Origin of the sequence: Streptomyces enissocaesilis, assembly GCF_039533765.1 — a bacterium.
Lineage (GTDB): Bacteria > Actinomycetota > Actinomycetes > Streptomycetales > Streptomycetaceae > Streptomyces > Streptomyces enissocaesilis.
Window position 1 is genome coordinate 228,733 of record NZ_BAAAUD010000047.1, and the last position, 12,627, is coordinate 241,359.

The 12,627-nt window shown below is 73.5% G+C and carries 8 protein-coding genes; 3 read left to right on the forward strand and 5 right to left on the reverse strand.

The genetic code is table 11. The features are described 5' to 3' along the window. Positions 1-158: 158 nt before the first annotated feature. From ABD374_RS23440 to ABD374_RS23450, 3 genes are read left to right on the forward strand one after another with little or no spacing between them, the layout of a single operon-like run. Positions 159-3,584, forward strand: coding sequence for an ABC transporter permease (locus tag ABD374_RS23440; protein WP_344497556.1), 3,426 nt, complete (start codon positions 159-161; stop codon positions 3,582-3,584). 1 nt (position 3,585) lies between these two features. Continuing rightward, positions 3,586-6,384, forward strand: a complete 2,799-nt coding sequence (locus ABD374_RS23445) for an FtsX-like permease family protein (protein WP_425577316.1) — start codon at positions 3,586-3,588, stop codon at positions 6,382-6,384. A 35-nt stretch (positions 6,385-6,419) separates the two neighbouring features. Continuing rightward, positions 6,420-7,382: an ABC transporter ATP-binding protein gene (locus tag ABD374_RS23450; protein ID WP_344497557.1), complete on the forward strand. Its 963-nt coding sequence runs from the start codon at positions 6,420-6,422 to the stop codon at positions 7,380-7,382. Between the two features lie 69 nt (positions 7,383-7,451). Here ABD374_RS23450 and ABD374_RS23455 read toward each other — a convergent pair whose 3' ends face one another. From ABD374_RS23455 to ABD374_RS23475, 5 genes are all read right to left on the reverse strand, one after another. Beyond that, a complete protein-coding gene (locus ABD374_RS23455) occupies positions 7,452-8,159 on the reverse strand; it encodes a DUF8010 domain-containing protein (RefSeq protein ID WP_344497558.1) in 708 nt (235 codons plus the stop codon). After that, the gene (locus ABD374_RS23460; RefSeq protein WP_344497559.1) at positions 8,156-8,608 is read right to left on the reverse strand and encodes an acyl-CoA thioesterase; all 453 of its coding nucleotides are present in this window, start codon (positions 8,606-8,608) and stop codon (positions 8,156-8,158) included. The genes ABD374_RS23455 and ABD374_RS23460 overlap by 4 nt, the downstream gene beginning before the upstream one ends. Before the next feature lie 2 nt (positions 8,609-8,610). Continuing rightward, a complete protein-coding gene (gene ettA / locus ABD374_RS23465; RefSeq protein WP_344497560.1) occupies positions 8,611-10,275 on the reverse strand; it encodes an energy-dependent translational throttle protein EttA in 1,665 nt (554 codons plus the stop codon). Between the two features lie 159 nt (positions 10,276-10,434). Further along, positions 10,435-11,802: a Cys-Gln thioester bond-forming surface protein gene (locus ABD374_RS23470; protein ID WP_344497561.1), complete on the reverse strand. Its 1,368-nt coding sequence runs from the start codon at positions 11,800-11,802 to the stop codon at positions 10,435-10,437. A 259-nt stretch (positions 11,803-12,061) separates the two neighbouring features. Then, positions 12,062-12,523, reverse strand: coding sequence for a single-stranded DNA-binding protein (locus tag ABD374_RS23475; protein ID WP_344497562.1), 462 nt, complete (start codon positions 12,521-12,523; stop codon positions 12,062-12,064). Positions 12,524-12,627: the final 104 nt, after the last annotated feature.

The window sequence follows — 12,627 nt, forward strand, 5'->3', positions numbered from 1 at the left end:
CCGGAATCCGGTCACGATCGTGTCAAGTCCACCGTGCAAGCGGTTTCCCCCGCCATCCGACTCTGACAGCATCCCCACAGGCCGAGGGGGCGCGAGGCACCCCGGCGCGGCGGGTCCGAGCGCGGGTCCGGGTCCGGTTCAGGTTTCGGGGGGAACGGGTGGCGGGGTTCGTATTTCTGCGCGTGCGCGCGCATCGGCTGCTGCTCGCCGCCGCGCTGCTCTCCGTCCTCCTGACCACGGCCGTGCTCGCGACCCTCGCCGCCTTCTCCGCCTCCATCGGTGACGCCGGGCTCCGCCACTCCCTGCGGGTCAGGAACGCCGCGTCGGCGGCGCTGCTGATCAAGGCCGAATCGCTGACCGGACCGACCGCGGCGGCGGGCGGGGCGGCGGACGAGGCCGCGCTGGCCGGGGCGCGCGAGGCGTTCGACGGGTTGCCGGTGAAGCTGCGCAGGCTCGCCCGCTCCGGACCGTACGCCCTGCCCCCCGCTCTCCAGTCGTCCGGCGCGACCGAGGACGACCCCGACCTCACGCACCTCGCCTCGCTCGACCGCTCGCGGATACGGCTGACGGCGGGCGCCTGGCCCCGGAAGCAGCCGGGCCCCGTCCACGACGTGGCGCTGCCCGAAGCGGTCGCCGAGGAGCTGAAGGCGCGGCCGGCCGAGAAGGACCGGAAGGGCGGGAGGAGCGGGAAGGTGTTCTCGCTCACCGACCGGCTCGGCGGTCCGGCCCTCCAGGTCCGTGTCACCGGTCTCTACCGGCCCGTCGACCGGACCGATCCGTACTGGCAGCTGGACGAGCAGGGTGGCCGGGGCGTCAGCAAGCTCGCCTTCACGACGTACGGTCCGCTGCTCGCCGACCCCGCGCTCCTGGGTTCGGACCGGGTCGGCGCGGGCCACGTCGGCTGGCTGGCGACCGCCGACTTCCGTACCGTCACCACCGACCGGATCGGGCCGCTGCGCGAGGCCGCGAAGGGCAGCCTGGCGCACCTCGACGCGCGGGAGCCGCTCAAGGGCAAGGTCTCCGTCCGCACCGCGCTGCCCGAGGTGCTCGACCGGTCGGAGCGTTCGCTCCTGGTCTCGCGTTCGACGCTGCTGATCGTCTCGCTCCAGCTGGTGCTGCTCGCCGGTTGCGCGCTCCTGCTCGTCGCCCGCCTGCTCAGCGCCGAACGGACCGGCGAGACCGCCCTGTTGCGGGCGCGCGGCGGCTCCCGGCGGCGTATCACCGTGCTCGCCGCCGTCGAGGCCGTGCTGCTGGCCGTGCCCGCCGGGCTGTGCGCGCCGCTGCTCGCGGGGCCGCTGACCCGGCTGATCGCGGGCCAGGGGTCGCTGTCCCGGATCGGGCTGCGCCTGGACACCGCCCTGACCGGGCAGGTCTGGCTGGCCGGCGCCGCGGTGGCGGTCGGCTGCGCCGCGGCCGTGGTGGCTCCGGCGCTGGGCGCGGGCGCCGGGGAACGCGGCCGGGCCCGCGCGCTGCCCGGCCCGCTGCGGGCCGGCGCGGACCTCGCTCTCCTGGTGATCGCCGGTGTCGCGTACTGGCAGCTCGACCGGCAGACCTCCGGCAGCGGCGCCCTCGGCGGCGACCGCGAGGGCGAGCTGGGCATCGATCCGCTGCTGGTCGCGGCCCCCGCGCTGGCCCTGCTGGCCGGCACACTGCTCACCCTGCGGCTGCTGCCGCCCGTCGCCCGCCTCGCCGAGCGCCGCGCCGCCCGGGGCAGGGGCCTGTCCGTCGCGCTGGCGGGCTGGCAGCTCAGCCGCCGCCCGACGCGCGGCGCGGGCCCGGTGCTGCTGCTCGTGCTGGCCGTGGCGATGGGCATGCTGGCGATCGGCCAGGGGGCGACCTGGGACCGTTCGCAGGACGACCAGGCGGACTTCCGGGCGGGTGCGCCGGTACGCGTACTGGGCAGCCGCACCGCGCAGTTGGGCCAGGGCGGGGTGTACGACGGGATGCCGGGCGTGCGCTCGGCGGCGCCCGCCACCCGGACCGGCCTGGAGTTGTCCGACGGGCGCTCCGCGACCGTCCTCGCCCTGGACACCGCGCTCGCCGCCGAGGGGCTGCGGCTGCGCGACGACCTGGCCGGCGGCGAGGACCCGGACCGCGTGATCGGCGCCCTGCGCGAGTCGGGGCAGAAGCCGGGACAGGGGCCTGGGCAGGGGCAGGGGCAGCGGCAGGGACAGCGACCCGCCGCGCGCGACGGACTGCTGCTGCCCGGGGACACCGCCCGGCTCGCCCTCGACGCGACGTTCCGCTCGACAAGCCAAGGCGTCGGCGACGACCTGGCCCCGGGCCTGCGACTGACGCTGGAGGACCGCTACGGCGTGCCGTACCAGCTGTCGGCGGGACAGCTCCGGCCCGGCGGTCGCCCGCACACCTACAGCGTGGACATCGCCGGAGCGGCGGGCGCCCCCGAGGGGAAGCCGGCCGGCCCGCTGGCGCTCACCGCGATCGACATCGACCAGGAGCTGCTGGACGTCACCGACTCGCGCGAGCGGCTGACCATCGGCGCCGTACGGTCCATCGGCGCGGACGGCGCCTCCCGTGAGGTCCCGCTGCCCGAGGGGATGAAGTGGCACGCCGAGGCGTCCATCGGCTCGACGAGCCGCGCGGCCGTCGACGTCATGCCGGGCATCGGACGGCTGGACTCCTCCCCGGCCGAACCGCTGGACCTCACGTACCGCACGGGCAGGGCGAAGGACCCCGGCATCCGGTTCGCCGACCCGCGGGCCGTCAACGTCCGGATCACCACCGGCGCCGCGAAGCCGCCGCTGCCCGCCGCCGTCGTGACCGACCGGTTCCTGGACTCCAGCGGCGCCGAGACCGGTTCCCTCCTGGAGATCCCGCTGGCGGGCGAGTCCGTGAAGGTGAGGATCGCCGCGGTCGTACGGGAACTGCCGACCACGGGGCCGAGCACCCGTACCCTCGCCCAGGCCGAGGACCCCAGGACCGAGGGCGGCGCGGTCCTGCTCGACCTGCGGGCCGTCAACCGGGTGCTCGCCGCGCTGCCCGACGCCTCGCTCCCGCCCACCGAATGGTGGCTGTTCACCGAACCCGGCGCGTCCGGCCACGTGGCGTCCGCGCTGCGCGAGCGGCGCGACCTGGACCCCGCGCAGGTCCAGGTGCGCGAGGAGATCGCCCGGGAGCTGCACGACGACCCGCTGGGCGCGGGCCCGCAGGCGGCGCTGCTCGCGGCCGCCGTCGTCGCGGCGGCGCTGGCCGCCGTCGGGTTCTCGGTCAGCGTGGCGGGAGCACTGCGGGAACGTTCCGCCGAGTTCGCCGTGCTGCGCGCCCTGGGCACGCCCCGGCGGAGGCTCGCGCGTCTGCACGCCGCCGAACAGGGCCTGCTGGTCGGCCTGGCGCTGCTGGTCGGCCTGGCCCTGGGCACCGTGCTGACGCGCGCCGTGGTCCCGCTCGTCGTGCTCACCGAGCAGGCCGCCCAGCCCGTCCCGCGCGTCCTGGTCGTGCTGCCTCCGGGCCAGGTGGCGGCGCTGCTGGCCGGCGTGGCCGCCCTACCCCTGCTGATCGTGGTGGTGCTCGCGCTGCGCCGCGGCGATCCGGCGACCGCCCTGCGCACCCGAGGAGGCAACTGACATGGGCGGTGTGAGTGACATGGGGAGCGGCGGGAGCAGCGGGGGCAACGAGGGCAGCGGGAAGAAGGCCGCCGCCCCCTGGATCCGCACCCGGCTGCGTGCCGCGCCCGGCCCGGCGATCGCGCTCACGCTGCTCGTCCTGCTCACCTCGGCCCTCGCGGCGGCGTTCCCGCGCGCGGTCGACACGTACGAGGACCGGGGCCTGCGCCACGCGGTCACCACCGCACCGGCCCGCCAGAGCGTCGTCGAACTGACCAGCGACCTGTCGGACCCCACCGTCGATCCGGCGCGGCGCGACGCGTACGCCCGGCCCGCGCTCATGTCCGAGCAGTACCGCAAGGCGATGGCGCTGCTCCCGGAGGGGTTGCGGGCCGACGCCCGGCAGTCGGCGTACGGCGTGCGCACCATCGAGCCGTTCGCCGCGAACGATCCCTGGCTGCCCCGCCCGGACGGCCTGCCGCCCAGGTTCTCGCTGAACACCCGGGCCGCGCTGCCCGAGCACTCCCGGCTGCGCGAGGGACGGCTGCCCCGGGCCGAGGCCGGTGCGGTCAGCTGGCGGACGCGCGCGGTGGAGGCGGCGGTCACCGCCGCGACCGCCGAGGCGCTGAAGCTCGAGGTCGGTTCGACGGTCCACGTCGACTCGCCCGTACAGAGCGAGGACCTCGCGGTGACCGTCACCGGGATCGTCGAACCGCGCCTGCCCGAGTTGGGCTACTGGTCCGTCGAACCGCTGCTGCGCACCCCCGGCCTGAAGGTGGAGGCCGGTGGGGCCGACCCGAAGCGGTACTGGGTCGCGGCACTGCTGCTGGCCCCCGACGCCGGGCCCGCGGTCTTCGGCATCGACCCCAGACCCGAGCTGTACTGGCACTTCGCACCCCGGGCCGACGCGTTCACGGCCAGTGAACTGCCCACGCTCAGAACACGTGTCGCCTCCCTCGAACACGGTCCCGACCTGGCCCGGATGAGCGCCGAGGCCGTACCCGGCGTGCGGGTCGGCTCCCGGCTCGACGACATCCTCGGCTCCTTCTCCGGCACCCTCGGCGCCATCGGCCCCGTCGTCGCCGTGGCGGCGTTCGGCATCGGCACCGTCGCGTCCGTGGTGCTGCTGATGGCCGGCGGCCTGGCCGCCGCGCGCCGCACCGCCGAACTCGGCCTGCTGCGCTCACGCGGCGGCTCCCTGCGCGGCATCGCCGGACGGCTGTTCGCCGAGACCGCCGTCCTGGCGGTGCCCGCGGCCGCCGCGGGCTGGGCGACGGCCGCGCTGCTGCTCCCGGAAGGCCGCGCGCTGCCCGCGGCTCTGGCCTCCGGCGCCGTCGCCCTGATCGCCTGCTGCGCGCTGCCGCTGCGCGCCGTGTACGCCCACCGCAGGCCCCGGGTGCACGGCGGGCGCGACGACCTGATCCGCGCGAGGCCCTCCCGGCGGCGCACGGTCGCCGAACTCACCCTGCTGGTCCTCGCCGCCGGAGCGGTGACCGCGCTGCGCCGCCGGGGCACGGGCACGGGCCGGGTCGACGAGCTGGTCAGCGCGGCCCCGGTGCTGGTCGCGGTCATCGCGGCGCTCGTGCTCGTACGCCTCTACCCGCTGCCCCTGCGGCTCGCGGCCCGGGCCGTGGCGCGACGGCGCGGGGCGGTCGGCTTCCTGTCGCTGGCCCGCACGGGCCGCTCCCCCGCCGCCGCGCTGCCGCTGCTCGCCCTGCTGACCGCGCTGACCACGGCGGCCTTCGGCGGCTCCGTACTCGCCGGGATCGCGGACGCGCGGGAGCGGGTGTCGACGCTGGCGGTCGGCGCGGACGCACGGATCACGGGGCCGAAGGCCCTGCCGCCGTCGCTGGCGGACGCGGTGCGCGAGGTGGACGGCGTGCGTGAGGTGACGCCCGTACTCATCGACTACGACCTGAACCTGCACGACCGCAAGGGCTCGGTGTCGATGGTGGCCGTGGAACCCGAGGCGTACGCCCGGCTGGCCCGCCACACGGACCTGGGCGCTTTCCCCGCCGGGATCCTGAAGAGGCCCGGCTCCTCCTCCACCGGCTCCACCGGTCCGGTGCGGGCCGTCGCGTCCCCGTCCGTCGCCGAGCGGCTCGGCCCCGGTACGACGCGGCTCTCGTCGTCGGCCGGACCGTTCGACGTACGGGTCGCGGCCCAGCGCCCCGCCACACCCGCGCTGCCCGACGAGGGATTCCTGCTCGTCAACGCCGCCGACCTGGACCGTCCGGAGCCGAACACGCTGCTGGTCACGGGCGAGGGCATGGACACGGCGGCCGTGTCGGCGGCGGTGCGGGGCGCGGGCAAGGACGTCGTGGCCCAGTTCCGCTCCGAGGAGCGGGCCGCGCTCGCCGACTCACCGGTCCAGGCGGGCGCCGGCCGCGTCTACACGGCGGCCGTGGTGGCGGGCGCCGGGTACGCGGTACTGGCCGTCCTGCTCTCCCTGCTCCAGACCGTCCCCGAACGCCGGGCGCTCCTCGCCCGGTTGCGCACCATGGGCCTCACCCGTGCCCAGGGCAGGCGCCTGCTCGTCCTCGAATCACTCCCGCAGGCGCTGCCGGCGGCGCTCGGCGGGGCGCTGGTGGGCTGGGCGGCGATCGGGCTGCTGGGCCCGGGACTCGACCTGGCGGAGCTGGCGACGGCGCCGCAGCGGCTGGACGCGCTCGGCGCCGTACACCTGCGCACGGATCCCTGGTCGTTGCTGCTGCCCGCGCTGGGCGTGGTGGCGATCGCGGCCGCGGTGGCGGTGACGCAGGCGTGGTGGACGACGCGGCTCAGGACGACGACGGAACTCAGGGCAGGAGACGCACGATGACGACCGGGACCTCTCCCACATCCCCCACATCCCCCATGTCCCCCCTCCCCCCGGCCTCTCTGGCAGAGCTCGAACAGCGGGCGGCGAGCCGCCGCGACCGCCCGGCGTACGGTCACGACGCGCTGATCTCCTGCGACCGCCTGGTACGCGTCTTCACGACGGACGGGGTGGAGGTGCAGGCACTCCAGGGCCTGGACCTCCTGGTCGAGGAGGGCGAGCTGATGGCCCTGGTGGGCGCGTCGGGCAGCGGCAAATCCACCCTGATGAACATCCTGGCGGGCCTCGACGAGCCGACGGCGGGCGCGGCGAAGGTGGCGGGGTGCGACCTGCTGACGATGGGCGCGAAGGAACGGCTGCGCTACCGGCGGGACGTGGTGGGCTTCGTCTGGCAGCAGACGGCCCGCAACCTTCTCCCCTATCTGACGGCGGCGCAGAACGTGGCGCTGCCGATGCAGCTGCGTGGTCGGGGCCGGGGCCGTACGGCACGCGCCGACGCGCTCCTGACCATGCTGAAGGTCGCCCACTGCCGCGACCGCCGCCCGCACCAGATGTCCGGCGGCGAGCAGCAGCGCGTGGCGATCGCGGTGGCCCTCGCCAACAGCCCCTCGGTCCTCCTGGCCGACGAACCGACCGGCGAACTGGACTCGTCGACCGCGGAGCAGATCTTCGAGGCGTTCCGTACGGCGAACGAGGAGCTCGGCACGACGATCGTGATCGTCACGCACGACCAGCAGGTGGCGGGCGAGGTCCGCCGCACGGTGGCCATCCGCGACGGCCGTACGTCGTCCGAGGTCCTGCGCCGCACGGAGGTCGACGCGACGACGGGCCAGGAGTCGGTGGTGGCGAGGGAGTACGCGATGCTGGACCGGGCGGGCCGCCTGCAACTGCCCGCCGAGTACGTCCAGGCCCTGGGCATGGAGCACCGGGTGGTGCTGGAACTGGAGCAGGACCACATAGAGATCCGCCCCGACAGCGCCCCCGACAGCACGCCGGGCTGAGCCGGCCGGGAGAAACCACCCCGTCCGCATCCGCGCCACCTGCGCCGGGACCACCTGCACCGGGACCATTTACACCGGGGCCACCGAAAGCACCCCGAGCCCCGCCCGCCGCACCGCGATCGAGCCGTACGGCGTACGCAGCCGAAGCCAGCCCCCCGCGGCCAGCAGCGCCACCGCACCCGCGGCCGCGGTCGCGTCCGCGCCCACCGGCCCGGCCCGCAGGAACCCCAGCGACTGCGCCGCGTGCACCGCACGCAACGGCAGCTCCGTGTCGCCCAGCGTCCGCGCCCAGATCTCCCGGCCGATACGGTCCCGCGCGGCCCGCGTCCGCTCCTCCGGCGCCAGCGCCTCGTCCCGCGCCCGGAACTCCGCGACCGCCGCCGCGAGCGCCGCCCGCATCGCCTCGGGCTCCGGAAGCCCCGGGACCTGCCGCCAGCCGCCGCGCGGCGGCAGCACACCGGCCCAGGGCGGCCCCGTGACCGCGCCGGGCACCGCCACGGTCCCCGTGGACTCCTCGATGCCTTCGAGGAACTCCCCGGCGGACACGGTGACGTCCAGCTCGTCCACGCCCGTGCCCGGGCCGACGTCCGCGAGCCGCGACGTCCGCACGGCCAGCACCTCGAACGCCGGCGGCCGCCCGAAGACGGCCACCGCCCCGTCGCCCACCTGGAGACGGACCGCCGCGGCCCGGTCGTAACGGATCAGCCGCCCGAGGAACGCGGCGAGATCCGCCGCCTCCCCCGCGTCGGCAAGCGCCAGCCGCCCGAGCGCCGTCATGCGGCGACAGCCCCCCGCCGGCCGCCGCGGTCGCCGTCGTCCAGGTACTCCTGGAGGAACGCCTTCTCCTCGGCCGAGATCCGCCGCGGCCGGGCCGCTTCGAGGTCGTACGGCACGACGACGGTCGAGGCCCGGACGTACACCCGCTCGGAGCCTTCGGCGTCCTTCACCTCGTACGCGATCGTCAGCGACGCCGCGCCGATCTTCGTCACCCACGACTCGACGGTCACCGGCTCGTGCCGGTGGACCAGCGGCAGTTTGTAGTCGATCTCGTGCCGGGCCACGACGGACCCGCCGGCGAACGACGGCGAACCGTCCCCCGGCGCCAGCCGGAACATGAAGTCGATCCGCGCTTCCTCCAGGTACCGGAGGAAGACGACGTTGTTGACGTGCCCGAAGGCGTCCATGTCCGACCAGCGCAGGGGACAGCGGTAGATATGGCGGGACAAGATCAGCCTCGCGTCAGCTTCTTGTACGTCGCACGGTGCGGCCGCGCCGCGTCCGCGCCGAGGCGCTCGATCTTGTTCTTCTCGTACGACTCGAAGTTGCCCTCGAACCAGTACCACTTGGAGTCGCCCTCGTACGCGAGGATGTGCGTCGCGACGCGGTCCAGGAACCAGCGGTCGTGGGAGATGACCACGGCCGCGCCCGGGAACTCCAGCAGCGCGTTCTCCAGCGAGGACAGGGTCTCGACGTCCAGGTCGTTCGTCGGCTCGTCGAGGAGCAGCAGGTTGCCGCCCTCCTTGAGCGTCAGCGCCAGGTTGAGGCGGTTGCGCTCACCACCGGACAGGACACCGGCCGGCTTCTGCTGGTCCGGGCCCTTGAAGCCGAAGGCGGAGACGTACGCCCGCGAGGGCATCTCGACCTGGCCGACGTTGATGTAGTCCAGCTCGTCCGACACGACCGCCCACAGCGACTTCTTCGGGTCGATGTTGGAGCGGTTCTGGTCGACGTACGAGATCTTGACGGTCTCGCCGACCCGGATCGCGCCGGAGTCCGGCTTCTCCAGGCCCTGGATCATCTTGAACAGCGTGGTCTTGCCGGCGCCGTTCGGGCCGATGACGCCCACGATGCCGTTGCGCGGCAGCGTGAAGGACAGGTCGTCGATCAGGACCTTGTCGCCGAAGGCCTTCGACAGCTTCTCGACCTCGACGACGATCGAGCCCAGACGCGGGCCCGGCGGGATCTGGATCTCCTCGAAGTCCAGCTTCCGCATCTTGTCCGCCTCGGCGGCCATCTCCTCGTACCGGGCGAGACGCGCCTTCGACTTGGTCTGGCGGCCCTTGGCGTTGGAGCGGACCCACTCCAGCTCTTCCTTAAGCCGCTTGGCGCGCTTCTCGTCCTTGCGGCCCTCGACCTTGAGGCGGGATGCCTTCTTGTCGAGGTACGTGGAGTAGTTGCCCTCGTAGGGGATCGCGCGGCCGCGGTCGAGTTCGAGGATCCACTCGGCGACGTTGTTCAGGAAGTACCGGTCGTGGGTGACGGCCACAACGGCGCCCGCGTACTTCGAGAGGTGCTGCTCCAGCCAGTTCACCGACTCGGCGTCGAGGTGGTTGGTGGGCTCGTCGAGGAGGAGCAGGTCGGGCGCCTCGATCAGCAGCTTGCAGAGCGCGACACGGCGCTTCTCGCCACCGGAGAGGTTGTTGACCGGCCAGTCGCCGGGCGGGCAGCCCAGCGCGTCCATGGCCTGCTCCAGCTGGGCGTCGAGGTCCCAGGCGTTGGCGTGGTCGAGGTCCTCCTGGAGCCTGCCCATCTCTTCGAGCAGCGCGTCGGAGTAGTCGGTCGCCATGAGCTCGGCGACCTCGTTGAAGCGCTTGAGCTTGCCCATGATCTCGGCGGCGCCGTCCTGGACGTTCTCCAGGACGGTCTTGGACTCGTCGAGCTTCGGCTCCTGCATGAGGATGCCGACGCTGAAGCCGGGCGACAGGAACGCGTCACCGTTGGAGGGCTGCTCCAGGCCCGCCATGATCTTCAGCACCGTGGACTTACCGGCACCGTTGGGTCCCACCACACCGATCTTCGCTCCCGGCAGGAAGCTCAGCGTGACGTCGTCAAGGATCACCTTGTCGCCGTGCGCCTTGCGCGTCTTGCGCATCGTGTAGATGTACTCAGCCAAGAGAAACCGTCCGGCAATCGATGTGTGGGCAGATACACCCCATCTTGCCTGACGTCCACCCCGGGACGGAAACGGGTATGCCGACGGCCCCGGTACGCCGAAGCGCACCGGGGCCGCGGTAACCGCTCGGCGACCGGATGCCGCCGTGTCCGTTCCTCTTTACTCGGCGCCCGAACCCGGGGCGGACTCCTTCTTGCGGAAGAAGAAGACCGCGGCGCCGCCGAGGACGACGAAGACGGCCGCGATGCCCAGGATCATCGGTGTGGCGTTGGAGCTGCCGGTCTCGGCGAGGTCCGGACCGTCGACGGCGACGGCGACGGGGGCGTCACCGGCCGCGGCGGGGCTGGGCTGGTTCCGGGGCTCCTCCGTGGTGCCGACGCCCGTGGCGGCGGAGGTCTTGCAGTCGAGGATGCCCTTGAAGTTCTTGTTCAGACCGCCGGGACCCTTGATCGTGAAGCTGTACGGCTGGTCCTCCTGGACCGGGACCGTGACGGTCTGCGACTGACCGGCCTCGACGGTGTGCTCGGTGCCCATGAGCTCGAAGCTGAACGGCTCGTCGCCCTCGTTGGCGGCGGTGACGTCCACGCCGCCCTTCGCGCAGTTCTTCTTGGCGGAGAGCGCCGGAATGGCTCCCTTCTTCGCCCAGGTGGCGGTGGCGCCGGCGGAGACGGTGGACTCGCTGGAGCCGGCCAGGATCTGGGTCTGGCTCTGCGTGACACCGGTGAAGGCCCGGCCTACCGGCACCGGGGTGGTGGCCTGCACGGTCAGCGCGGACGAACCGTCGGCCGCGGCGGCGGGAACGTCGAAGTACAGCTCGCTGCCGTCGGCGGCGGCGGTGACGGGCTCGCCGTCCTTGCCGACGACCTCGACGCCGCTGGCGGCGGCGTCGGCGGGCGGGGCCACGGTGACGCGGTCCGCGTCGGTGCGGACGGTGACCGGGCCGAGCTTCTCGCCGGCCTTGCCGGAGACCGCGTTCGGCTCCAGGGTCAGGGACGGCCTGGGCTCGGCGGCGTCGCGCGCGTTCTTCTCCAGGTAGTCGGCGAGCTTCTCCGCCTTCGGGTCGAGCGCGTCGACCTTGACGTGGTCGGAGTACCGCCAGATCGCGACCTGCGTGCCGGCCGCGGCCGTCTGCTCGGTGAGCGAGTCGACTCCGGCCTGCTCGGCCAGCGCGCTCAGGTCGTCGACCTGCGGGTAGGAGTGCTCCAGGATCCAGCGGATCTTGCCGGCGTCGCCGTTCGTGCCGAGCGACGTCTGGCCCCAGGAGGTCTCCAGGTACTTCGCCTGCTCCTGCGTCGGGCGGTGGATGTCGATGCAGTACGTCTTGAGGGTGCCGCCGCCGTCGACGGTCATCTCGAACAGACCGGCGGGAATCCGCTGGTCACCGCCGTCCGTGTGGATGACGGCCTTGTCATAGGTCTTCAGCCCGTCGAGCGTGGCCGCCGCACCGCCCTGGTGCTGCGGCGCCTCCTCCGCGGCTGCGGGGCCCGCGGCGGCTATTGCCCCCACGGCGAGGAGGCCCGAAGCCACGGCCGTGGCGGTGAGACGGGCGGAACCCCGTCCCCGTACGGAGAACGCGCGGTACGCAGAGGACGCAGAAAATCGAGAAAAAGCAGAGAGCGAAGCAAACACAGAATTCCCCTTCGGGCGAGGCTCTCTCGCGTGGTGCGAGTGTGGGGAGGGCCTCGCCGGCAGACTCAAGTGCCCCGTGAGTATGCGGAAATCCTAGAGACGCGTGGAACGGCAGCGCCCTGTCATGCCGTCAGAGGGTCATTCCGAATCGGAATCGTTATCGCTCCTCGCTTCCCTGGACTGACGCTGTCGACAAATCGCCGTACGAATCAGCCGAGTTGTGGTCTTCTGTCACCGGACGCCGCGTCAGGGCCGGATCTCCCTTCACCACCCGCCTGAACGCGGATGTCCCGCGCGTCATGTCGTGTCCCACCGCCAGCGCCTCGATGTCCGCGGAGAATCTGCGCTGCCCGCCCTTCTCCTCGTCCCGGATCCTCAACCGCCCGTGCACGAGCAACGGTTCACCGATGGAGAGCGAACCGGCCAGGTTCGTCGCCAGTGACCTCCGTGCCCATACCGTGTAGAAGCTGGCGTGCCCGTCCGCCCAGCTCTCCTTCTGGCGGTCCCAGTACCGCGCCGTCACCGCGAACCGGAAACGGGCCACACCGCCCGCCGCCGAATCCCGGTAGTCCACACCGGTCGCGGCATTGCCCACCAGCGTCACCCAGGTGTCACTCATCCCAGCACCCCTCACCCCTGCGCCCTCGGCCGTCCCGGCCGGCCACCTCGACCCGCCGACTGGTCCCCATGCTGGACCGGACGCGGCGAGCCCGCCGGGGCCTG